22 protein-coding genes are annotated in these 22,700 nt (G+C 73.4%); 14 read left to right on the top strand and 8 right to left on the bottom strand.

Features of this window, described 5'->3' with window-relative positions; translation table 11 throughout:
- The first annotated feature begins 77 nt into the window (after positions 1-77).
- Complete coding sequence (gene fbaA, locus ABD234_RS16435; RefSeq protein WP_038373651.1) at positions 78-1,103, top strand: class II fructose-bisphosphate aldolase; 1,026 nt, start codon at positions 78-80, stop codon at positions 1,101-1,103.
- Between the two features lie 147 nt (positions 1,104-1,250).
- Here the strand turns inward: fbaA and ABD234_RS16430 are convergent, their stop codons facing one another.
- The 6 genes from ABD234_RS16430 to ABD234_RS16405 all read right to left on the bottom strand — a co-directional run bounded on the left by ABD234_RS16430 (position 1,251) and on the right by ABD234_RS16405 (position 6,244).
- Positions 1,251-1,571: a DUF2516 family protein gene (locus tag ABD234_RS16430; protein WP_038373652.1), complete on the bottom strand. Its 321-nt coding sequence runs from the start codon at positions 1,569-1,571 to the stop codon at positions 1,251-1,253.
- 146 nt (positions 1,572-1,717) lie between these two features.
- The gene (locus tag ABD234_RS16425) at positions 1,718-3,010 is read right to left on the bottom strand and encodes an FUSC family protein (protein ID WP_038373653.1); all 1,293 of its coding nucleotides are present in this window, start codon (positions 3,008-3,010) and stop codon (positions 1,718-1,720) included.
- Positions 3,007-3,444, bottom strand: a complete 438-nt coding sequence (locus ABD234_RS16420) for a hypothetical protein (protein ID WP_038373654.1) — start codon at positions 3,442-3,444, stop codon at positions 3,007-3,009. The genes ABD234_RS16425 and ABD234_RS16420 overlap by 4 nt, the downstream gene beginning before the upstream one ends.
- 107 nt (positions 3,445-3,551) lie before the next feature.
- Positions 3,552-4,664 (bottom strand): CAF17-like 4Fe-4S cluster assembly/insertion protein YgfZ, encoded by a 1,113-nt coding sequence (gene ygfZ / locus ABD234_RS16415; protein WP_344358545.1) that lies wholly within the window; start codon positions 4,662-4,664, stop codon positions 3,552-3,554.
- The gene (locus ABD234_RS16410) at positions 4,657-5,301 is read right to left on the bottom strand and encodes a heme-binding beta-barrel domain-containing protein (protein ID WP_038373657.1); all 645 of its coding nucleotides are present in this window, start codon (positions 5,299-5,301) and stop codon (positions 4,657-4,659) included. Before ABD234_RS16410 ends, ygfZ begins: the two co-directional genes overlap by 8 nt.
- A gap of 193 nt (positions 5,302-5,494) precedes the next feature.
- The gene (locus ABD234_RS16405; RefSeq protein WP_038373658.1) at positions 5,495-6,244 is read right to left on the bottom strand and encodes a hypothetical protein; all 750 of its coding nucleotides are present in this window, start codon (positions 6,242-6,244) and stop codon (positions 5,495-5,497) included.
- Positions 6,245-6,400: 156 nt separating this feature from the next.
- On the opposite strand from ABD234_RS16405, the gene mshD reads away from it, so the two are divergent.
- The 10 genes from mshD (at position 6,401) to ABD234_RS16355 (ending at position 16,243) form a co-directional block, all read left to right on the top strand.
- Positions 6,401-7,309 carry a mycothiol synthase gene (mshD, locus tag ABD234_RS16400; RefSeq protein WP_344358539.1) on the top strand — a complete coding sequence of 303 codons (909 nt, stop codon included), beginning with the start codon at positions 6,401-6,403 and terminating at the stop codon, positions 7,307-7,309.
- Positions 7,306-8,256: an NUDIX hydrolase gene (locus ABD234_RS16395; protein WP_344358537.1), complete on the top strand. Its 951-nt coding sequence runs from the start codon at positions 7,306-7,308 to the stop codon at positions 8,254-8,256. Before mshD ends, ABD234_RS16395 begins: the two co-directional genes overlap by 4 nt.
- A gap of 172 nt (positions 8,257-8,428) precedes the next feature.
- A complete protein-coding gene (locus ABD234_RS16390) occupies positions 8,429-8,968 on the top strand; it encodes a DUF4190 domain-containing protein (protein ID WP_344358534.1) in 540 nt (179 codons plus the stop codon).
- Between the two features lie 260 nt (positions 8,969-9,228).
- Positions 9,229-10,344, top strand: coding sequence for a phosphate ABC transporter substrate-binding protein PstS (gene pstS, locus ABD234_RS16385; RefSeq protein ID WP_344358531.1), 1,116 nt, complete (start codon positions 9,229-9,231; stop codon positions 10,342-10,344).
- Positions 10,345-10,456: 112 nt separating this feature from the next.
- Complete coding sequence (pstC, locus tag ABD234_RS16380; protein WP_344358528.1) at positions 10,457-11,428, top strand: phosphate ABC transporter permease subunit PstC; 972 nt, start codon at positions 10,457-10,459, stop codon at positions 11,426-11,428.
- A 9-nt stretch (positions 11,429-11,437) separates the two neighbouring features.
- On the top strand, positions 11,438-12,607 hold the full coding sequence (gene pstA, locus ABD234_RS16375; RefSeq protein WP_344358525.1) for a phosphate ABC transporter permease PstA: 1,170 nt from the start codon (positions 11,438-11,440) through the stop codon (positions 12,605-12,607).
- Between the two features lie 34 nt (positions 12,608-12,641).
- Positions 12,642-13,421, top strand: coding sequence for a phosphate ABC transporter ATP-binding protein PstB (gene pstB, locus ABD234_RS16370; RefSeq protein WP_038373665.1), 780 nt, complete (start codon positions 12,642-12,644; stop codon positions 13,419-13,421).
- 114 nt (positions 13,422-13,535) lie between these two features.
- A complete protein-coding gene (locus ABD234_RS16365; RefSeq protein WP_344358522.1) occupies positions 13,536-14,351 on the top strand; it encodes an ABC transporter ATP-binding protein in 816 nt (271 codons plus the stop codon).
- A complete protein-coding gene (locus ABD234_RS16360) occupies positions 14,348-15,700 on the top strand; it encodes an FtsX-like permease family protein (protein ID WP_344358520.1) in 1,353 nt (450 codons plus the stop codon). The genes ABD234_RS16365 and ABD234_RS16360 overlap by 4 nt, the downstream gene beginning before the upstream one ends.
- 219 nt (positions 15,701-15,919) lie before the next feature.
- Positions 15,920-16,243 (top strand): rhodanese-like domain-containing protein, encoded by a 324-nt coding sequence (locus ABD234_RS16355; RefSeq protein ID WP_344358517.1) that lies wholly within the window; start codon positions 15,920-15,922, stop codon positions 16,241-16,243.
- 57 nt (positions 16,244-16,300) lie between these two features.
- On the opposite strand, the gene ABD234_RS16350 is transcribed toward ABD234_RS16355, so the two are convergent.
- The gene (locus ABD234_RS16350) at positions 16,301-16,897 is read right to left on the bottom strand and encodes a PadR family transcriptional regulator (RefSeq protein WP_344358514.1); all 597 of its coding nucleotides are present in this window, start codon (positions 16,895-16,897) and stop codon (positions 16,301-16,303) included.
- Positions 16,898-17,018: 121 nt separating this feature from the next.
- Between ABD234_RS16350 and ABD234_RS16345 the strand changes: the two genes are divergently transcribed.
- Entirely contained in the window at positions 17,019-19,460 is a 2,442-nt protein-coding gene (locus tag ABD234_RS16345) for a M28 family peptidase (RefSeq protein ID WP_344358512.1), read from the top strand.
- A gap of 54 nt (positions 19,461-19,514) precedes the next feature.
- Here the strand turns inward: ABD234_RS16345 and ABD234_RS16340 are convergent, their stop codons facing one another.
- Positions 19,515-20,267: a CPBP family intramembrane glutamic endopeptidase gene (locus ABD234_RS16340; protein WP_425546802.1), complete on the bottom strand. Its 753-nt coding sequence runs from the start codon at positions 20,265-20,267 to the stop codon at positions 19,515-19,517.
- Positions 20,268-20,382: 115 nt separating this feature from the next.
- Here ABD234_RS16340 and ABD234_RS16335 point away from each other — a divergent pair, with 115 nt between their 5' ends.
- Both ABD234_RS16335 and ABD234_RS16330 read left to right on the top strand, forming a co-directional pair.
- Positions 20,383-21,720 carry an amidohydrolase gene (locus ABD234_RS16335; RefSeq protein WP_344358507.1) on the top strand — a complete coding sequence of 446 codons (1,338 nt, stop codon included), beginning with the start codon at positions 20,383-20,385 and terminating at the stop codon, positions 21,718-21,720.
- Positions 21,717-22,448, top strand: coding sequence for an SDR family oxidoreductase (locus ABD234_RS16330; RefSeq protein WP_344358505.1), 732 nt, complete (start codon positions 21,717-21,719; stop codon positions 22,446-22,448). The genes ABD234_RS16335 and ABD234_RS16330 overlap by 4 nt, the downstream gene beginning before the upstream one ends.
- Positions 22,449-22,700 lie beyond the last annotated feature (252 nt).

Genomic DNA, 22,700 nt, shown 5'->3' with positions numbered 1-22,700 from the left:
CGGACCATGAGAGAATCGGGCTCGCGTGGGAGCTCCCGAGCGCCCACAGACCGTGACCCTGCGTGCAAGGAGCATCCATGCCCATCGCAACCCCTGATCAGTACGGCGAGATGATCGACCGCGCGAAGGCCGGCAAGTTCGCCTACCCCGCGGTGAACGTGTCGTCGTCGCAGACCGCCATCGCGGCGCTGCGCGGCTTCGCCGAGGCGGAGTCCGACGGAATCATCCAGGTCTCCGTGGGCGGCGCCGAGTACCTCTCCGGCTCGACCGTGAAGAACCGCGTCTCCGGTTCGATCGCCCTGGCGCAGTTCGTCACCGAGGTCGCCAAGGACTACGGCGTCACCATCGCGCTGCACACCGACCACTGCGCCAAGGAGAACCTGGCCAGCTGGGTCGAGCCCCTCATCGAGTGGGACCTCGAGAACCGCGTGAAGAAGGGCCTGGACCCGCTGTTCCAGTCCCACATGTGGGACGGCTCCGCCGTCCCGGTCGACGAGAACCTCGAGATCGCCGAGAAGCTGCTCGAGAAGTCCGTCGCCGCCAAGAAGATCCTCGAGATCGAGGTCGGCGTCGTCGGCGGCGAGGAGGACGGCTACGAGGCGGACGTCGACGAGGACAAGCTCTTCTCGACCCCCGAGGACGGCCTGAAGACCGCCGAGAAGCTCGGCCTGGGCGAGAAGGGCCGCTACATCACGGCTCTCACCTTCGGCAACGTGCACGGCGTCTACAAGCCGGGCAACGTGAAGCTCACCCCGTCGATCCTGCTCGACATCCAGAAGACCGTCGGCGAGAAGTACGGCAAGGACATGCCGTTCGACCTCGTCATGCACGGCGGCTCCGGCTCGACCCTCGAGGAGATCCGCGAGGCCGTCGACAACGGCGTCATCAAGATGAACATCGACACCGACACCCAGTACGCGTTCTCGCGTCCGGCGGCCGGCCACTTCTTCACCAACTACGACGGCGTCCTCAAGGTCGACGGCGAGGTGGGCAACAAGAAGGCCTACGACCCCCGCGCCTGGGGCAAGCTCGCCGAGGCCGGCATGGCGAAGCGCGTCGTCGAGGCCTGCGAGAACCTGCGCTCGGCCGGCACCAAGGCCTGAGACCTGCTCTCCCGGCACGGCCCGTCCTGACGCGGCCGCGACCCCCGAAGGGCCCCGCCCGGATCGTCCGCGATCCCGGCGGGGCCCTTCGGCCGTCCGGCGGCGTCCCGATGGGGCGCCGGCGGCGCCTCGGCGGGAGGGCCGGGGTCAGTAGCGGTTGTTGCGGGCGCGGCCCATCACGGCGCGCAGGGCCGGCAGCACGTCGGCGAGGAACACCCCGGCGATGACGATCCCGCCGATCATGAACAGCATGGTCCCGCCGCCGCCCCCGATGGGCCAGGGCAGGGAGAGGAAGCCCAGCAGCACCGCCAGCCCGGTCAGCAGCATCCAGAAGTTCTTGGTGCGCTTGCTCGCGGCGAGATACGCATCGGGCCGGTATCGCACCGCGTTGACGAAGGCCCACAGCTCCGCCACGAACAGGGCGAGGGCCAGCACGGCGAAAATCCACTGCTGCACGGCGAAGATCATGCGACTCAGGATAGTCCTCGCGTCCGGGCGGCTCCTGGACCTGCCCGGCGGAGCACCGCCCGCACCGGCCCGCCGGGGCACCGCCTGGACCTGTCGGCCGGGGCGGCTCGCGGGACTGCCGGGTCTGCGCGAGGACCGCGCGGCCCTCAGCGGCGGCGGTCGGGGTCGGAGCGGTCGGCGATCAGCAGCTCGAGGGCCTCGGTGGTGGCCGGCGGCTCGACCGCCTGCATCTCCCGGGTCATCGGGCGGGGGCCGACGGTGTCGCCGTCGGCGGCCACCAGCAGGCTGGGCAGGAACTGCTTGGCGTCCTTGTGGGGCAGCCCCGTCGCCTCGAGCAGGTCGATCGCCAGCGAGCGCAGCTGGATCACCAGGGTCACGCCCTCGAAGTGCCCGGCGCGGCCCGGCCGCACGCCCTCGTCGCTGAGCAGCAGCGTCTCGGGGGTCAGGTACGAGGTGAACAGCCGCAGCCGGCGGCGGGCGGCGGTGAAGTCGACGTCCGACTCGATCCCGTCGCGGATCGCGGTCACGGCGTCGCGCCCCGCGAGCAGGGCATCGGCCAGCCGGGCATGCGGGGCGCCGTCGACCACCGAGAGGAACTCGACCTCCCGCCGGGCGATCACGCGGACGTTGCGCATGGCGCGGTCCGAGCCGACCAGCAGCTGCTGCATGCGTCGGACATCGGCCGCATGGCGCAGACCGGTGGGGGAGAAGGTCGCCATCTCGTTGGCGGCGTCGTTGGCCAGGCGCCACTCGTCGGTGTGCTTCTGGGAGTTCTTGCGCACGCTGACCAGCGCCGCGCGGGCCACCTCGGCGCTGCCGGTGCGCGCGGCCAGGGCCAGGGCGACCAGGGCGTCGTCGAGCTCCTGGAAGAAGACCTCCGCGGCGCGGCGCTGGATCCGCCGCGGGTCCCCCGACAGCAGCAGATGCACGAGGATCGCGATGCTCACGCCCGTGATCGCGTCGAGGATCCGCCCGCCGGGGGTCATCGTCGGCGTCGCGGGCATGATCATGACCAGCAGCGACTGGATCGAGGTCTGGATGCCGAACATGACCCCGGAGTCCAGCAGTCGGGCCAGCATCCCGGCGCAGAAGATGACCACGAAGATCTGCCAGGTGCCGGCGCCGATGGTGACGTGGGCGAGCTCGCCCAGGAGCACGCCCATCATCACGCCGCAGGACATCTCCATCACCTTGCGGATCTTCGCATCGGCCGAGAAGCCGATGATGACGAACGCGGCGATGGAGGCGAAGAACGGGAACTGGTGGCCCCACAGCAGCCCGGCGACCATGTAGGCGATCGAGGCGGCGAAGGCGGCGCGCAGGATGATCAGCCAGTCCTTGCGGCCGCGGCCCACGCCGGCGCGCACCCGCCCGGCCAGCGCATCGGCGGCCCGGCGGGGCAGCGAGGGGCGATCGGCGGGGATCGGGCCGGTGCTCACGGGCGCACCGGGTCCTCGAGCCGCATCTGCAGCAGCTCGGGAAGATCGAAGGACTCGCCGTCGCGGCCGCCGCGGCCCACGACCATCGGCGCGTCCACCGGATCCGGGGTCGCGCCGCGCAGGCGGGAGCGGAGCCCGCCGTCCACGCGCAGGATGTAGTAGCGGGCCTCGGTGTCCACCGCGACGGAGCGGTCGTGCTTGAGGTACCAGCCCTGCAGCTGCGTGCGGATGCTGCCGCCGCCCTTGTAGGGCAGGGCCCGCAGAGGCACCGGATCGATCCCGGCGGCCCGGAAGCGGCCGATGGCCTCGCGGATCAGGGCGGTGGCCTTCTCATGCTCCTCGCGGCGGGCGGCGGCCAGGGCGCGCTCCTGGGTGGCGAGCACCTCCGCGCGCTGCTCGCTCCATGCCCTGCCCTGTCCTGCGCTCGCCGTCATGCCTCCATTCTGGCAGGCGCCGGCGCGCTCGGGGTGGCGAGGACGCGCGAGGCCCGTGCACGCCCTGTGCAGATGCGGGGGACCCGCGGCGGCGGCGCGAGGGGCGGTCAGAGGCGGGGCGTCTGCGGGCGGGCGCCGTGCTCGCGCTCGAGCACGATCGGCTCCTGGGAGGCGTCGAGCCAGAGCTGCTGCTGGCCGTGCTCGTCGCCGACGGTGACGCCCACGCTCAGCGGGGCGTCCACCGGCACGGCCCGGCGCACCACGGCCAGGGCGATGGGGCCCAGGTCCACGTGCACGGCGGCGCTGGTGACGGTGCCCACGGGCTTGCCCTCGGGGCCGCCGAGATGCACCGGGCCGCCGGCGGCGGCAGGGACGTCCTGCGAGCCGTCCAGGTGCAGCATGACCAGGCGGCGCGGGGGCTGGCCCAGGTTGAGGACCTTCGCGACCGTCTCCTGGCCGCGGTAGCAGCCCTTCGCGGTGTGCACGGCGGTGCGCAGCAGGTCGAGCTCGTGGGGGATGCTGCGCTCGTCGACCTCGGTGGCATGGCGCGGCCGATGGTCCGCGATGCGCAGCGCCTCGGCCGCATGCATCCCGGCCAGGACGTCCCGGTGCCAGGGAAGAGCGGCGAGCGCCTCGGCCGGGAGGACCGTGAGCACCCAGCCGGCCGGGTCCTCCGGGTCGGGGCCATAGGCGACGCCGCCGGGGGCGACGGCGGGCCACGGGTCCGTCCACACGGCCGCGGCCTCGGGCAGGCCCAGCTCGACCAGAGCCGGGATCTCGTCGGCGCGGCGCACCCCGCCGAGGACCCGCAGGTCGTCCCGGTCGGTGATCTCCACCCGGGCGGCGAAGCGCATCATCTCCAGGTAGCGGCGCAGCCCGGCGCGATGCCCGGGGTCGGTGATCAGCAGCGCGGCGTCCGGTCCGGTGATCGCGGCCGATGCCAGGTGCTCGACGCGGCCCTGCGGGGACAGCACGGCGAGGGCGGTGCTCTCGCCGACCTCGCGGCCGGTGAGGACCTGCGAGGTGACGGTGGTCAGCCAGGTCATGGCGTCGGGCCCGGAGACCTCCAGCAGCTCGAGCTGGCCGAGGTCGACGACGGCGCGGCCGCCCAGCAGGCGCCGCTGCTCGCGCAGCAGCTCGCCGTAGTGGGCGGGGACGGCGGCATCGGCCCCGTCGGCGAGGATCGCGCCGTGGCGCAGCAGCGGGGCGCGCTCAGACACGATCGAGCTCCACCGAGAGGTAGGGCGCGAGCTCGGTGGGGGCGGCCGGGTCCGTGGCCCGCTCCCACAGCCACATGAGGCGCCCGCCGACGTAGCCGAACATGCGGGTGGCCGCGATCGAGCCGTCCGCCGCGCGGGCATCGGGGGAGGTGCGCAGGGCCAGCTGGATGCGCGGGCCGCGCAGCTCGCCGATCCAGACCTCGTGGCCGTCCTCGCGCTCGATGCTCGCCTCGAGGCCGTAGGAGATGATCCCGGCCGGGTCTCCGGGCTTGGCCGCGCGCGCGGCCTCGAGATCCTGCCCGGGCAGCGGATCCAGGACGCGCCAGATCCCGCGCTCCTTCGCCAGCAGGGTGCGCTGCCCGGTGCCGGTCGGCGCCGCGGGGGCCGGGGCGTCCTCCCGGGAGAAGGCGCTCGTCGGCGGCAGGGGGGCGGCGGTGTCGACCATCTCCGTGCGGGCGGTCCAGGAGAGGGTGCCCTCGGGGGTCGGCTCGGCCCGAAGCTCCTGCTCGATGCGGCGGGAGCCGGGGGTGCCGTCCTCCTCGCTCAGCTGGATGGCGCCGAAGCCCTGCCACCGGCCGACCAGCCAGGCCAGGGGGTAGAGCGGCTCCGGGAGGGAGGGGTCCAGGACGATGGGCACAGGCGCGGCCTCCCGATCAGCGATCGAACAGGCGGGCGAGGACCAGGACGGCGAAGGCGGCGGTGCCGAGGCCGACGAGGACCACCAGGGTCAGGAAGAACAGCGAGAGTGCAGTCATGGCCGCCAGTCTACAGACGCGGCAGGCCCGGCGGGCGTGCCGCGGGCGGCGCCGCGGCAGGGGTCCGGCGGGGTCTCAGCCGAGGATCCGCACCGCCATCAGCACCACCACGCCGGTGGTGGCCACGGGTGCGGCGGCGACGGCGAGGGAGGCGGTGGGCTCCCGGGCGACGAGGATCGATCCCAGCAGCTGGTGCACGCCGCCGGCGCCGAAGGCGACCAGCAGCCCGAGGGCAGCCCCCACGGGCAGGACGCTCGCGCCCAGCTCCGCCGCGACCACGCCGGTGACCGCGGCCGATGCCAGCATCGACAGCGGCAGGCGCAGCAGGCCGGGCAGCGGGGTCTCCTCGATCAGCAGGGCGACGGCCAGGCCCGCGCCCGCAGCCGTGACCAGGCCCGCCGCCGGGGCGCCCGCCGATTCGGAGGAGGCCAGGGTCCAGCAGCACGACAGCGCGACGAGAAGGGAGCCGCTGACGGTCCCGGTGAGCGAGAGGGTCAGCGCCCGCCGCTCGCGGCGCAGCATCTGCTGCACGAACGCCGCGAGCAGGCCGACGGCGGCGACCACCGCCACCCCCTGCAGGGGGCTGGGGCGGTCGGTGCCCAGCAGCGTCAGCGCGGCGCCGACCACTCCCGTGGCCGCGATCACCACCCGCGAGCCGAGGGCGTCGGGCAGCTCGAGCAGCTCCGTCCACCCCGCGGCGACCATGATCGCCATGGCGCCGACCGCGACCGCGATCAGCCCCGGCGCATGGGGGCCCGCGAGGGACGTCACGGTCAGCAGCAGGGCCAGGGCGGCCCCCAGGGGAGCCCGCTCCGGCGCGGTCATAGGGCCTCCAGGGGGTCGCGGGCGGACAGCTCGGGCACGGCGTCCGAAGGGGCCTGCGCGAGCGCTACAGTGGGCAGTCTACGAGCCGTTGCGCGTCCTTCGGCGCAGCGCGCCCCGCCCCGCGCCCGCTCGACCGCCTCGGAAGGACCCCTCGGGATGATCACCACGGACCGGCTGACTCCTGCCGCTCGGCGCGGGATCGGGCGTCTGCTGGACGCCTGCGCCCAGGCCGACGGCGTGAGCCCCCTGGACGAGGCCGCCCGCCTCGCCCTGGCCGCCGCCCCCGCCGACCCCTCCGCCGGCCCGCGCCACCTGCTGGTCCCCGCCGAGGGCGCCGAGGCAGAGGACCCCGGCGCTGTGCTGGGCTATGCCAGCGTGCTCGCCGACGGCACCGTGCAGGGGATGGTCGATCCCGCGCACCGGCGCCGCGGCATCGGCCGCCGGCTGCTCGCCGAGGTCACCGCGCTCCGGCCCGATGCGGCCGTCTGGGCGCACGGCGCGCTCGCCGGCGCGCTCGCCCTGCTCGAGGGCGCCGGGTACACCCCCCGCAGGACGCTGCTCACCCTCGGGCGTCCCCTTCCCGGGGCGGCGCTCCCGGCCGCCGAGTCCTCCCTGCAGCCGCTCGAGATCACCGGCTTCGACCTGGACCGGGATGGTGAAGAGTGGGTGGCGCTGAACGCCGTGGCCTTCGCCTCCCACCCCGAGCAGGGGCGGATGACCCTCGCGGACCTGCGCGAGCGCGCCGCCCAGCCATGGTTCGACCCGGAGGGATTCTTCCTGGCCCGCCACCGCGGCGAGCTCGTCGGCTTCGTGTGGACCAAGCGGGAGGGCGAGGCCGCCGAGGACGGCGAGATCTACGTCGTCGGCACCGCCCCGGTCGCGCAGGGCCGCGGCGTCGCCCGGCTGCTCATGGTCCGGGCCCTCGACCATCTGGCCCGTGCCGGCTGCCGTCGCGCCGTGCTCTACGTCGAGGGGGACAACGCCCCCGCGCTCAGCGTGTACCGGCGCCTGGGCTTCAGCACCATCGGCCGCGACGTGCAGCTGCGCCGCGCGCAGGAGGCGTGAGCGTGCTGGCGGCCTCCGGGAGCCCGGCCCCCGTCCTCGCCGCGGGCGCCCTGGTGTGGCGCGAGAAGCGCGGCGGCATCGACGTGCTGCTCGTGCACCGGCCGCGCTACGACGACTGGTCCATCCCCAAGGGCAAGCTCGACCGCGGGGAGACGTTCCCCGCCGCCGCGGTGCGCGAGGTCGCCGAGGAGACCGGATACCGCGTGCGGCTGCATCGGCCGCTGCCCGCCTCCGTCTACCTGCTGCCGGACGGGCGCACCAAGATCGTGCAGTACTGGGCGGCCACGGTGCGGGCGCGCTCCGGGCCCGGCCCCGAGGACCGCCGCGAGATCGACGAGACCCGCTGGGTGCCGCTGGACGAGGCGATGGCGCTGACCACCCGGCGCGGGGACCACGTGCAGCTGGAGGCGCTGCAGCGCTATCGCAGCCGCGACGAGCTGGTGACGGTCCCGATCGTGATCCAGCGCCATGCCGCGGCGCTGTCCCGGGCCAAATGGCGCAAGGGCGAGAAGTCCCGGCCCCTGAACAGCAAGGGGAAGCAGCAGGCCAAGGCCCTGCCCCCGGTGATCGACGCCTTCGACCCCGGCCGCGTGGTCACCAGCCCGTGGAAGCGCTGCCGGGACACGGTGGAGCCCTTCGCGAAGCTCGGCGGCATGGACATCGTCGAGAAGCCCGAGCTCACCGAGGCCGGGCACGCCGACCATCCCTCGCGCACCCGGGCGGTGATGGACCGGGTGCTGCAGGAGGCCCAGCCCACCGTGGTGTGCACCCACCGCCCCGTGCTGCCCACCGTGATCGCCGCCGCGCGGGACCTCGCCCTGCAGGACGTCGCCCTCGAGCTGCCCCGGGCGAACCCGTATCTCGCCGCCGGGGAGGCGCTGATCCTGCACTGCACGGCCGATGCCCGGATCGTCGCCATCGAGAGGCACCTCCCGAACATCCGGTGAGCGCCCCGGACGAGCCGGGGGCGGCGCGGACGAGCCGGGGGAGCGGCGCGATCGCCGCACCGCGTAGCATGCCCGTGCGGCCGCTCGGCCGCAGCCGGATCGCCGCGGGGTGGGGCGCTCCGGTCCACCGGGGTGCGGAACGCGCCGCGCCGACAGCACGCAAGGAGCGGGGATGACGGACTCGGACGGCTACGGACGGTACAGCGCTTCAGGGCCCTCGGATCCGTACGCCGGGACCTACGGCGGGGCGGGCGGCTACGGGAGCCCCGGCACGGATCCGTACGGCGTCCCCTCGGACGAGCTCGGATCGGCCGGCTCGTCCGCGTCGGCCGCCGCGGCCCCGGACCCCTATGCGAGCAGCGCGGCGACGGCGGCCCCCGGCTACACCGGCCCGGAGTTCGGCTCCGGCGCCCTGCCCTACGGGGGTCCGGCGCAGCCGCAGTACTACGTCGCCCCGCCCAGCAGCGGCTCCGCCACGGCCGCGATGATCCTCGGGATCCTCTCCCTGACCTGCCTGCCCCTGGCCGGTCCCGTCGCCGTCGTGCTCGCGGTGATGGGCATGAAGGCGACGGCGGACGGCACGCAGGGAGGCCGCGGGCTCGCGATCGCAGGGCTGGTCACCGGCATCCTCGGCACCCTGTACCTGATCTTCGTGGTCCTGTGGATCCTGCTCTACGTGGTCGTCGGCGTCTGGGCGGTCGGCACCTCGTGAGCAGGCCGGTCCCCGCGCCGCCCCGGCGCCCCCGACGGGCACCCCGGGCGCGTCGTGACCGCATCGTGACCGCATCGTGACCGCGGGTGTGACGAACCTGTAATGTGAGCCTGACCTGCGGAGATGCCAGTCGGGATGGGGTGTTCACCTGGCGTTCACATCGGGGGCGGCGGTGTGTCATCTCGACTCCCTAGTTTCGAGGACGGACGTCAAAAGACCCCATGACCTTGGTGGGCCAAGGCCCCCCGAAAGGACCAGCTGTGAACGCTCGCAAGAACAAGCTCGTCGCGCTCGCCGCCCTCGGCCTCACCGGCGCCCTGGCCCTGTCCGCCTGCGGCGGCGGCAGCCCCTCGGCCGACGGCGGCTCCGACGCCGGCGGTGCGCAGCCGGGCGCGGCCTCGGGCCAGCTCGCCGGCGCCGGCGCCTCCTCCGCGGAGTCCGCCCAGGGCGCCTGGACCCAGAACTTCATCGCCCTGAACCCCGAGGCCCAGGTCACCTACGACTCCGTCGGCTCCAGCGCGGGCCGCGAGCAGTTCCTCGCCGGCGGCGTGCAGTTCGCCGGCTCCGACGCCGCGCTCACCGAGGACGAGCTGGCGCAGTCGGCCGAGGCCTGCCAGGGCGGAACCGCCTTCGACCTGCCCGTCTACATCTCCCCGATCGCGGTCGTGTTCAACCTCGAGGGCGTCGAGGATCTGCAGCTGTCCGCCCCGACGATCGCGGGCATCTTCGCCGGCACCATCACGAAGTGGAACGATCCGGCCATCGTCGCGGACAACCCCGAGGCGACGCTGCCGGATCTCGCCATCACGCCCGTGCATCGTTCGGACGGCTCCGGCACGACCGAGAACTTCACCTCCTACCTGTCCGAGACCGCGGGCGACGTCTGGACCCACGGCGAGGTCGACGAGTGGCCCATCGAGGGCGGCCAGTCCGGCGACGGCACCTCCGGCCTCGTCTCCGTCGTCGAGGGCGGCAACGGCACCATCGGCTACGCCGACGCCTCCAAGGCCGGCAACCTCGGCATCGCCAAGGTGAAGGTGGGCGAGGAGTACATCGAGTACAGCCCCGAGGCCGCCGCCAAGGCCGTCGAGCTCTCCCCGCGCGCCGAGGGCCGCTCCGAGCACGACATCGTGATGGAGCTGGACCGTACGATCGACGACCCGAGCGCCTACCCGATCGTGCTCGTCTCCTACCTGGTCCTGTGCGACACCTATGCTGATCAGGAGACCGCGGACCTGGTGAAGGCCTACGCCGGCTACGTCGTGTCCCCCGAGGGCCAGGAGGCCTCCGCGCAGGCCGCCGGCAGCGCCCCGCTGACCGAGGGCCTGTCCACCGACGCGACCGCCGCGATCGAGTCGATCAAGGCCGCGGCCTGACGCACCGCCGCATCACGGCGCACCGGAGGCCGGGGGCGGAGCCCCTGAGCACCCGGTGCGCCGTGCCACCCGGCGCACCGGGTTCCTCGTCCCCACCTCAGGAAGGCTGTTCGTGAGCACGTCCGCCGCGGCCACCCCCACGCCGCAGAAGCAGTCCGATCCCCCCGAGACGAAGGCTCGGACCGCGAAGCGGCCCGGTGACCTGATCTTCAGCGGGCTGAGCATCGGCTCCGGCCTTCTGATCTTCCTCACCCTGCTGCTCGTCGCCGTCTTCCTGACGATCCGCTCCCTCCCGGCGATCCAGTCCAGCCGCGAGGTCACCGGCGATGCGGACGCCGTCTCCCTCCTCGAGTACACCGCCCCGCTGGTGTTCGGCACCGTGTTCGCGGCGGTGCTCGCGCTGATCATGGCGGTCCCGGTGGCCGTCGGCATCGCGCTGTTCATCTCGCACTTCGCGCCGCGGCGCCTGGCCACGCCGCTGGGCTTCATGATCGACCTGCTCGCCGCGGTCCCCTCGGTGGTCTTCGGTTTGTGGGGCGGCGTCTGGCTGGTGCCGCGCCTGGAGCCGCTGTACATGTGGCTGAACACGTATCTCGGGTGGATCCCGCTGTTCGGCGGGGAGCCCAGCGCCCCGATGCGCAACCTCGCCACCGCCTCCGTGGTCCTCGCGGTGATGATCCTGCCGATCATCACCGCCGTGTCGCGGGAGGTCTTCCTGCAGACCCCGCGGCTGCAGGAGGAGGCGGCCCTCGCCCTCGGCGCCACCCGCTTCGAGACCATCCGGACCGTGGTGCTGCCCTTCGGCCGCTCGGGCGTGGTCTCCGCCTCGATGCTGGGCCTGGGCCGCGCGCTCGGCGAGACCATGGCCGTGCTCATGGTGCTCTCGCCCGGCTCCTCGTTCTCGCTGCACATCCTCGAGGTGGGCCGGCACAACTCGATCGCCGCCAACATCGCCTCCCAGAGCGCCGAGGCCACCCCGGACGTCATGGCCCGCCTGATCTTCACCGGGCTCGTGCTGTTCGTGATCACCTTCGTCATCAATGCGATCGCCCGCGCCGTCGTGGCGCGCAGCACCCAGGGCTGAGAGGGAACCATGAGCACCACGACCACCTCCAAGCCCACGCACTCGGAGCTGCTGACCGGCTCGGCGACCGCCGAGAACCGGCTCCCGGGCTGGCACATGCTGCTGACCGCCCTCGCCGCCGTCCTCCTGGCCGTGCTGGTCCTGGCCTTGTTCGGGTCGGTGAGCATCGGCGGCGTCCTCGTGCTGGGCTACGGCCTGCACCTCGTGATCGGCTATCTCTACTCGCGGGTCCGCGAGGGCCGCCGCTGGGCCGCCGACCGCCTGGTGACGATGCTCGTGTACGGCGCCTTCGCCGTGGCGATGATCCCGCTGATCTCGCTGCTGTGGGAGGTGCTGCACCGCGGCATCGTCCGCATCATCGGCCCGATCCCGCTGCAGTTCTGGACCATGGACATGGCCGGCGTGATCGGCGGCATGGACACCGGCGGCATCTCCCATGCGATCGTGGGAACGCTGCTGATCACCCTGGGCGCCTCCCTGATCTCCGTGCCGATCGGCCTGTTCACCTCGATCTTCCTCGTCGAGTACGCCCGCTACGGCGCGCTGAAGGTGCTGGGCCGCGGCGTCACCTTCCTGGTGGACGTGATGACCGGCATCCCCTCGATCGTCGCGGGCCTGTTCGGCCTGGCGCTGTTCATCACCATCACCAACGATCCGGGCATCCGCATCGGCCTGATGGGATCGGTGGCCCTGTCCGTTCTCATGATCCCGACCGTGGTGCGCTCCAGCGAGGAGATGCTCCGCCTGGTGCCGATGGAGCTGCGCGAGGCCGCCTACGGCCTGGGCGTGCCCAAGTGGCTGACCATCGTCCGGGTGGTGCTGCGGACCGCGATCGCCGGCCTGACGACCTCGGTCACCCTCGCCATCGCCCGCGTGATCGGCGAGACGGCCCCGCTGCTGCTGACGGTCGGCGCCCTGCCTCTGATGAACGCCAACCTGTTCGAGGGCCGCATGCAGACCCTGCCGACGTTCATCAACAGCCAGTACCGTTCGGGCAACGCCGTGTGCAACTCCGACGTCATGACGAACCCGATCACGCAGATCGACTACGCGTGCTCGACGACGATCAACTACGACCGGGCGTGGGCCGCAGCGCTCACCCTGATCCTCATCGTCATGCTCCTGAACGTCATCGCCCGCCTGGTCAGCTACTACTTCTCGCCGAAGCTCGGCCGCTGAGCCGCTCCCGCCGGCCGCATCGAAAGGAATCTCCATGGCCCAGGCCATCAACGTCGAGGATCTGAACATCTACTACAGCGAGTTCCTCGCCGTGGAGAACGTCAACGTGACGATCCAGCCCCGCTCGGTGACCGCGCTCATCGGCCCCTCGGGCTGCGGGAAGTCCACCTTCCTGCGCACCCTGAACCGCATGCACGAGGTCATCCCCGGGGCATACGCCACCGGCTCGGTCGAGATCGAGGGCGCGAACATCTACGGCAGCGGCGTGGACCCCGTCAACGTCCGCCGCCGGGTGGGCATGGTCTTCCAGAAGCCGAACCCCTTCCCGACCATGTCCATCCGCGACAACGTGCTCGCGGGCGTGAAGCTCAACAACCAGCGCATCTCCCGGTCCACGGCCGATGAGCTCGTGGAGAGCTCCCTGCGCGGCGCGAACCTCTGGGAGGAGGTCAAGGACCGCCTCGACAAGCCCGGCATGGGCCTGTCCGGCGGCCAGCAGCAGCGTCTGTGCATCGCCCGCGCCATCGCCGTCAAGCCCGAGGTCATCCTCATGGATGAGCCGTGCTCCGCGCTGGACCCGATCTCGACCCTGGCGATCGAGGACCTCATCCACGAGATGAAGCAGGACTTCACCATCGTCATCGTCACCCACAACATGCAGCAGGCCTCGCGCGTGTCCGACCGCACCGGCTTCTTCAACATCGCCGGCACCGGCAAGCCCGGGCATCTCATCGAGATCGACGAGACCGAGAAGATGTTCACCAACCCCGAGAACAAGCAGACCGAGGACTACATCTCCGGCCGCTTCGGGTGATCCGCGGGCGGTCGCCGGTCGCACGGCGCCGTCCCCCCACGGTCTGACGCCGGCCCCGGGAGTTCGATCCCGGGGCCGATGCGCGTCCCGGGGCGGCGGCGGGATCGTGGAGCCATGAACACGACGCATCCCTCCGCCGTCCCGCAGAGCGCCCCCGCGCTGCCCGTCCCGCCGGTCGCGGGCCCCGCCCCGCAGCCGCAGCCCCTCCCGGCCGGACCGCCGCCGGTCCTGCAGGCCCGCCGCCTGCGCCACACCTACGGGAAGTCCGCGAGCGCGACCCCCGCCCTGAACGGGATCGACCTCGACATCCAGGTCGCCGAGTCGCTCGCCGTCATGGGCCCCTCCGGCTGCGGCAAGACGACGCTGCTGCACGTGCTCGCCGGCATCATCGCCCCGACCGACGGCACCGTCCACCACGGGGGACAGCCGCTGCAGGACCTGTCCGACGCGGCACGGACCCGCCTGCGCCGCAGCGCCTTCGGCTTCGTCTTCCAGGACGGCCAGCTGCTGCCGGAGCTGACCGCGCTGGAGAACGTGATCCTGCCGCGCATGCTCGCCGGGTCCTCGCGGCGCACCGCGACCGCCGATGCCCGCGGCTGGCTGGACCGGCTGGGGCTCGCGGGCCTGCACGACCGCCGTCCCGGGCAGCTCTCCGGCGGGCAGGCGCAGCGCGTCGCGATCGCGCGGGCGCTCGCCGGCCGGCCCACCGTCGTCTTCGCCGACGAGCCGACCGGCGCCCTGGACCAGGCCACCGGCCACGCCGTCCTCGAGGTCCTCACCGAGGCGAGCCGCGAGGCCGGGGCGAGCCTCGTGATGGTCACCCACGACCCGGCGGTCGCCGCGGTGTGCGAGCGCACCATCGCCATGCGCGACGGGCGCATCGAGCAGCAGTTCCGCCGCCGGAGCGCCGCGGAGGGACAGGTCCGATGACTCTCCTGAACGTCGCCCCCCTCGTCCTGCGCCGCCGCGGAGGGATCGCCGGGATCCTCCCGATCATCGGCTTCGCCGCCTCCACCGCGATCCTCGCGACCGTCCTCGGCGGCCTCACGGCATTCCTGGGGAGGGCCGCCGTCGTCCCGGAGGGCGTGGACTTCTCCGATCCCCGCGCGAACCTGCCGTTCCTGCTGACCTGCGCCGCGGTCGCGACGGCCCTGCTCGTCCCGAGCGCCATGGGCCTCGGCAGCGCGGCCGCGAAGCTGTCGCTCAGCCGTCGCGAGCGCGACCTCGCCTCGATGCGCCTGGTGGGCGGGACGTCCGCGCAGATCGGCACCATCGCCGTGCTCGACGTCGTCCTGCAGGCGCTGATCGGCTCCCTCGCCGGCATCGGCCTGCACCTCGCGGTGACCCCGGCCCTGACCGGTCTCGACTTCGGCCTGGCGCCCTTCACGATCGGCGAGCTCATGCTCCCGGTCTGGGGGTACCCGGTGCTCGTCCTCGCCGTCGCGCTGCTGTCGGCGTTCTCCGCGGCGCTCGGTCTGCTGGGCGTGGTCATCTCACCGCTCGGCGTCGCCCGGGACTCCCGGATCGTGCGCATGTCGGTGATCCGCCTGGCCGTCTGGGTGCTGCTCGTGATCGGCTTCGGCGCCGCCTTCCAGATCGTGCCCCAGCTGGCCGGCACGGCGGACGACCCGCTGCTGGTGACCACCGTCGTGCTCGCCGTCTTCATGGCGGTCCTCGTGGGCAGCGTGAACCTGGTCGGTCCGTTCGTAGTGTGGCTCGCCGCGCGGATCCTCGCCGCCGTGGCGCCCCGCCCGGCGCTGCTGGTGGGGGCGCGGCGCCTGGCCGCGGACCCCCGCGCAGGCTGGCGCAGCGTCTCCGGGGTGACCTTCGGCCTCGTGATCGCCGGATTCCTGACCCTGCTGACGATCTTCGGCCGCTCCACCGACCCGGCGGAGGCGGCGCTCATGACGGCGCTGAACACCGGCGGCTATCTCACCCTCGGCATCGCCGCAGTGCTCGCCGCGGTGTCCACCGGCGTCACCCAGACCGCCCGCGTCCTGGACCAGGCGAGCGTCTACCGCTCCCAGCACGTCTCCGGCGCGCCGATCGCGGCGCTGCAGCGGGCGCGGATGGCCGAGATCGGGCTGCCGCTCGCGATCGCCGCGATCATCGCGGGGGTGAGCGCCGCGGGGCTGATCATGCCGGTCCTGGGCGGGGCGGCGATCCTGGGCCCGCTGGTCCAGTACCTGCTGAGCGCCCTGGTGGCCCTGGGCCTGGTCGCCGTGAGCGTCCTGGTCAGCGTCCCGCTCGTGTCCCGGGTCGCGCGCAGCGAGGCCTGACCGGACGGGGAGCCCGGGGCGAGGGGGCCGCGGGACCAACGAGGGGTTCGCGGGACCAATACGGGGACACAGGCGGTATATGGCGCTGTGTCCCCGTATTGGTCCCGTGGATCCTCGGCCGGTGCGTCGACGCCGCGGCGGGCCCGTCCCGCGGTGCCGGTGCATCGACGCGGCAGCGGGCACGTCCCGTGGTGCCGGTCCGGTCGCTACGCTGGATGCATGAACTTCGAATCCGTGGCCCCGGCCGAGGTGCCCGAGGGCGCCCACCTCATCGACGTGCGCGAGCAGTCCGAGTGGGACGCCGGGCATGCCCCGACCGCCCAGCACCTCGCCGCCAGCACCCTCCTGGAGAACCTCGACAAGCTGCCCGAGGACGGGGACCTGTACATCGTCTGCCGCAGCGGCGGGCGCAGCGCGCAGGTCTCCCAGTGGCTGAACCAGAACGGCTACGACGCGATCAACGTCGCCGGCGGCATGGACATCTGGTTCGAGTCCGGGCTGCCGATGGTCTCCGACGGCGAGGGCGAGCCCTACGTCCTGTGATCGGGCGTCCGCGCCGTGGCCGGCTCGCCTGTTCGGCGGGGGACGCAGGCCGGGCGGCTACGGGGACGGTTCGGCCTCCGGACCGGGCCGCCCCTCCACGAGGTGCCGGGGCAGGTCGTCGATCCAGTCGATGACGGACTGCTCGTAGCGGATGCCGAGGTCGAGCACGGCGAGCGTGAAGTCGTCGACCCCGGGGATCTCGACGCCCTGGGCTCTCGCCCGTTCGGCGGCGTCCCGTTCGGCCAGGTACTGCTCGCGCACCGCGGCGTGCCTCACCCGTGCCTCGTCGAGCATCCCCGCGACGGCTTCCGGGGCGAGGAACCGTCCGAATCGCAGCCGGAGCAGCAGCGGATAGCGGATGACCTCCGGGCCGGGATCGGTCGCCAACCATTCCTGGAAGGCGGCGCGTCCCGCATCGGTGAGGGAGTAGGGGCGGCGGTCGCGAGCTCCCGCCGGTCCGGCGTCGATCAGCCCGCGCTCCGACAGGGTCTTCAGCTCCCGGTAGACCTGACTGCGGGTGAGGGTCCAGAAGGCCCCGATCTCGGATTCCGCCGTGGCCATCAGGTCCCACCCGCTCGAGGGCCCCTGGTGCAGCAGGCCGAGCAGCGATGCCGCGGTGGTGTTGAGGGGCGTGCTGGGGCGGCTCCCTGCCACGAATCCTCCTGTGCTCGCGTCGTCCCGGGCAATCCTACCTCTTGACATTCCCTTGTGGACGGTCCAGGCTGTCCATATTCCACTGTGGACTGTCGTCGGTCCGAGGAGCGTGCGTTGAGTGATGGGAAAGAACCCCGGCGCGGCACGACCGCGCATCCCGCAGCAGCCCCTCGTCAGCGGCCCGGGCAGAGGGGGCGCGGGCGTCCTGGCGCTCCTCCTCCTCGTCCTGGTCGGGGTGATCAGCGCCGGCGACCTGGCACCTCCGCCGCCGAGATCGGCCTCGGCACCGGCGACGGAGTTCAGCGCCGCGCGCGCCGCCGAGCAGCTACCGGAGCTGGCCTCCCGGCCTCGTCCGATCGGAACTCCTGCGGGGGAGCGCGCTCGCGATGATCTCGTCGAAAGGCTCCGAGAGCTGGGTGTCGAGCCGGAGGTTCAGACCGCCACCGTCCAGTCGCCGCTGCGCTCGGGATACGACGGCTCCGTGCTGGCGGGCCGGGTCGACAATATCGTGGCGGTGATCCCGGGGACCGACCCGACGGGGCGCGTGCTCCTGGTGGCGCACTACGACTCGACGATGAACAGTCCGGGCGCATCCGACAACGGGTCATCCGTGGTCTCGATCCTGGAGACGGTGCGCGCGCTGCAGTCCGGCCCCGCCCTGCGCAACGATCTCGTCGTCGTGCTCACCGACGGCGAGGAGCCGGGCCTGCTCGGGGCGCAGGCCTTCGTGCGCGAGCACCCCCTCGCCCGCGACGGCGGCATCGTGCTCAACTTCGACGCCGGAGGCAGCCATGGCCCGTCGACGATGTTCGAGACGTCCGCGGGAAGCAGCTGCCTGATCGATGCATACACCGCCGTGCCCCACCCGTTCGCGGACTCCGCCACGGCGACGTTCTATGGGATGACCTCGCACAACACGGACTTCACGGTGTTCTCCGGCGCGGGCTTCGCCGGGATGAACTCCGGCTTCTTCCGCGACAGCACCGACTACCACACACCGCAGGACTCCATCGCGAACCTCAGTCCGGCCAGCCTCCAGCACCACGGTGCGAACATGCTCAGCCTCGCCCGGACATTCGGGGCGGCCGACCTCCGATCAGAACGCATGACGCAGTGCGATGACTCCGTGTTCTTCACGGCGTTCGGCACGGTGGTGCGGCATCCGGCCGATGCTGCGCTCCCGCTGGCCGTCCTGGGCCTCCTCGGCATCGCGGCGGTGCTCGCCATGGCTCGTCGCCGCGGGCTCATCACCATGCCGCGCATGATCGCGGGCTTCGGCGCGGCGCTCGTGCCCCTGGTGCTGGCGCCCCTGGCGGCCTTCGGACTGTGGCAGGCGCTCCTGGCGCTGCGACCCGGCTATGCCGACCTGGTGCTGGGCGATCCGTACCGCGCCGAGCTCTACCGTCTCGCCGTGATCGCCCTGACGGCCTCGGTGCTGGTCGGGTGGTACGCCGCCCTGCGGCAGCGCATCGGTCCGTTCGCGCTCGCCCAGGGTGCGCTGCTGTGGCCCGCCCTGCTCGGCGTCATCCTCGCGTGGGCCGCGCCCGGTGCGTCGTTCCTGCTGGTGATCCCGGTGATCGGAGCGGCGCTCGGCACCGCGGGGGCCTTGGTGATGCCGCCCTCCGGGTGGCGCGGCCGGCTCGTCGCGATCACCCTCGGCGCGGCCTTCACCGTGTTCCTCCTGCCCCAGCTCGTCTGGGAGCTGCTCGCCTCCTCCGGCGGCATCGCAGCCGGTGCCATGGTGGCCTTCCTGATGGCCCTGCTCGCGCTCCCGCTGCTGCCGGTTCTCGAGCTCGCCTTCCCGGAGCGGACGGGGACGCCGGCCCCCTCGGATCGCCCCCGGTGGCGCCGGATCATGGCCGGCCGGGGCACGGTGCTCACCGCCGTCCTGCTGGTCCTGAGCGGATCCCTCACCGGGGCGGGCCTCGTGGTCGACCGGTTCGACGCCGATCATCCGCGTCCGGCGCATCTGCACTACGTCCTCGACGCCGACTCCTCGACGGCGACCTGGGTCAGCCGCGATCGCCAGCCCTCGGACTGGACCTGCCGTTACGTCGACTGCGGCGCGGACGCCGACTCCGGCTCGTCGGCGGTCCGATCCCAGGCACCGTGGGTCGCCGACGGTGCGATCCGCACGGGCACGGCGGAGCCCGCCCGTCTCGAGGTGCCGGAGGTGATCGTGCTCGACGACCGCGAGGAGGATGGCCACCGCGTCCTCGAGGTGCTGCTGCGGTCCCCGCGGGGCGCCCCGGTCGTCTCCCTGTACGCAGACCGACCGGTCCTCGAGGCCACGGTCACCGGGGTTCCGCTCACCGACCTCTCGGCGTCCGGTCAGCCGACCTGGGCGTTCGGGCTCGAGCTCCACGCCCCGCCCCCCGAGGGAGCCGTGGTGACCCTGCGCCTCGCGAGCACAGACCCCGTGCGTCTCCGGATCGTCGATCACAGCTACGGCCTCGCGGGCATCCCCGGCTTCACGGCCCGGCCCGAGGGGATCGGCATTGCCCTCGCTCCGTCCGATGTCGTGTCCGTCGGGCGGACGCTCACCGTGAGCCCGCATCCGTGAGAGGCGGCTCCCCGCCCGGGCGAGAGGGGGCCGTGTGCGCGCCCGGTGGGATGCTCAGAGGCTGATCGCGTCCTTCAGCACGGCGTAGCCGACGAAGGCGACGACGTCGAGCAGGGTGTGGGCGATGACCAGCGGCATCGTCCGGCCGGTGCGCCGGAACCAGGCGGCGAACACGACGCCCATGACGGCGTTGGCGATGCCGGGGCCGATCCCCTGGTACAGGTGGTAGGCCCCGCGCAGCAGCGCCGAGGCGAGGATGATCCGCCCCGGCCCCCAGCCCAGCGCCTCCAGGCGGCGCGACAGGTAGCCCACCGCGATCACCTCCTCCACCACGGCGTTCTTGACCGCCTGCAGCACCAGCACGGGCACCGTCCACCAGTGCTCGGCGAGGGCCGCGGGGATGACCTCGACGGTCGCGCCGATCGCCCGCCCCGCCGCGTAGACGGCCAGTCCCGGCAGGCCGATGCCGGCGGCCAGGGCCAGGCCCGCCAGCGCATCGCGCAGCGGCGCGGCGAGGTCCAGGCCCAGATCGGCCAGCGCCGCCCGGACCGACCCGGCGGTGAGCGCGAGCAGCAGCACGGCCAGCGCCACCGGGGCGAGCGTGAAGACGATCCCCAGCAGCTGGCGCGCCAGATCGGCCCAGGGCATCTCGGAGGCGGAGGCGTTCAGCGCCACGCTCTGCTCGGCCAGCGGGCCCCGCGCCATCGCCTCCACCAGCGCGAGGATCGCGTAGAGGGCGCTGCGGCCCAGGGACAGCGCCAGCACGACGACGATCTCGGCGCGCAGCAGGCGGGCGGGGATGACGATGCTCACGGGCACATCGTGCCAGGCGCGCGGCCGCCGCGGCCCGGGGGAGGGGCTCATCCGGCAGGCGTACGGTGTCATCCCCGAGAACGTCGTCGGAAGGAACCCCACCGTGTCCGTGCCTGAGCCCGCTGCCGCCTCTGTCCCCGAGCCCGACCCTGCCTCGTCGTCCCCGGGGGCCGGCGCGCCCGCCGCCGGCGAGCCGGCTGCGGAGGCCGTGGACGCCGCTCTGCGCGACCTGTCCGAGCATCGCGACTGGCGCCGCGAGCTGTACACCGACCTGCACCGTCACCCCGAGCTGGGCCTCGAGGAGACCGCCACCGCGCAGCGCATCACCGCGGAGCTCGAGGCGCTGGGGGCGCGGCCGATGCGGATCGGCGGGACCGGGGTGGTCGCCGTGCTGACCAACGGCGACGGGCCCGTGGTGCTGGCCCGCGCCGACATCGACGGCCTGCCCGTGCAGGAGCGGACGGGACTGCCGTACGCCTCGGAGGTCGAGGGGGTGATGCACGCCTGCGGCCACGACACCCATGTGACCGCGCTGCTGGGCGCCGTGCGCCAGCTGCTCACGCACCCGGGGACCTGGTCCGGCACCTACATCGCCCTGTTCCAGCCCGCCGAGGAGACCGGCGAGGGCGCCCGGGCCATGGTCGAGGACGGCCTCGCCGAGCGGATCCCGCACCCGGACGTGGCGCTGGGCCAGCACGTGATGCCGATGCCGGCCGGGATGATCGCGGTGGGCCCCGGCCCGGTGATGTCGCAGAGCGACTCCCTGCGCATCACCCTGCACGGCCGCGGCGCCCACGGCTCCATGCCGCATCTCTCGGTGGACCCCGTGGTCCTCGCCGCGAGCGTGGTGCTGCGCCTGCAGACCGTGGTCTCCCGCGAGGTCGCCCCGGGGGAGTTCAGCGTCCTGACCATCGGCGCGCTGCACGCCGGCACCCGGCCCAACATCATCGCCGACCGCGCGGAGCTGCAGGTGAACATGCGCCACTTCGACCCGGCGGTGCGGGACCGCGTGCTCGCCGCGGTCGAACGGGTGGTCCGCGCCGAGTGCGCGGCCTCCGGAGCGCCCCGCGACCCCGAGATCGTCCTCGAGCACCAGCTGCCGCCCACCCTCAACGACCCGGAGACCGCCGAGCGGGTGGCCGCGGCCTTCCGCGATCGTTTCGGCGAGGACCGGGTCGTGCCGATGCCCCAGGTCACCGCGTCCGAGGACTTCTCGGTGATCCCCGATGCGCTGGGCGTGCCCTACGCCTACTGGCTGGTCGGGGGAGGGGACCCGGAGGCCTTCGCCGCGGCGATGCGGGAGGACGGCGGCGCCGCCTCGCTCCCGGTGAACCACTCGCCGCTGTTCGCCCCGGTGATCGAACCGACGCTGGAGGCGATGACCAGCGCCCACGTCGTCGCGGCCCTGGCCCACCTCGGCCGGGGCAGTGGAAGGATGGAGGCATGACCACGCCTGCGCCTGCTGCCCCCTCCCGCCCGCTCGTCCTCGTCACCGGTGCCACCCGGGGCATCGGCCGCGCCGTCGCCGAGGAGCTCGCCGCCGATCATGACCTGGTGCTGGGCGGCCGCGACGCATCGGCCCTCGCCGAGCTCGCCGCGTCCCTGGAGGGAGCCGGCGGCGCCGCACCGCTGCTGCTGGCCGCCGATCTCACCGACGCCGCGCAGGTCGCCCGCGCCGTCGAGGAGCTCGGACTGGCTGCGGGGCTGGACGGGGTCGTGCACAGCGCCGGGATCCTCGTCCCCGGGACCGTCGAGGACTTCGCCCCCGAGGACTGGGCGCGCTCCTTCGCCACCAACGTCACCGCCGTCGCCGAGCTCACGCGGCTGCTGCTGCCCGGGCTGCGGGCACGCCGCGGCACCGTGGTGACCATCAACTCCGGCAGCGGGTACACGGCAGGGGCCGGCGGCGGGGCCTACGCCGCCTCCAAGTTCGCGCTGCGCGCCCTGACCGACGCGCTGCGCCAGGAGGAGCGTCCCCACGGCGTGCGGGTGGTCTCCATCCATCCCGGCCGCGTCGACTCCGACATGCAGCGCCAGCTGCGCTCCTTCGAGGGCGGCGCCTACGAGGTGGAGAAGTACCTGCGCCCGGAGTCGGTCGCCGCGACGGTGGGCCTGGCCCTGCGCCTGGGCGAGGATGCCGTCATCGAGTCCCTGAACGTCCGCCCCCGCGGCTGAGGCTCGACGAGGCCGATGCCCCCTCGCGGGCATCGGCCCCGTCGTGGCACCGGCCCCGTCGCGGGCATCGGCCGTGTCGTGCGCCAGGCGGGGTCGCGGGCCCGGCCCGCCGGTGCGGCCCCGGGCGTCGGCCCGGCCGCCCCGACGGGGCCCGACCGGCTCAGTGGTGCAGCTCGAAGGAGTCCTCCAGCAGCTTCGCCCGCCCGGCCTCGAAGCGCGCCACCGGCACCCGGAACGGGGAGCAGGAGACGT

The sequence above is a fragment of the Brachybacterium phenoliresistens genome, assembly GCF_039530785.1.
Lineage (GTDB): Bacteria > Actinomycetota > Actinomycetes > Actinomycetales > Dermabacteraceae > Brachybacterium > Brachybacterium phenoliresistens.
The sequence above is the reverse complement of the archived record's forward strand: the minus strand, read 5'-3'. Positions and strand labels throughout refer to the sequence as shown.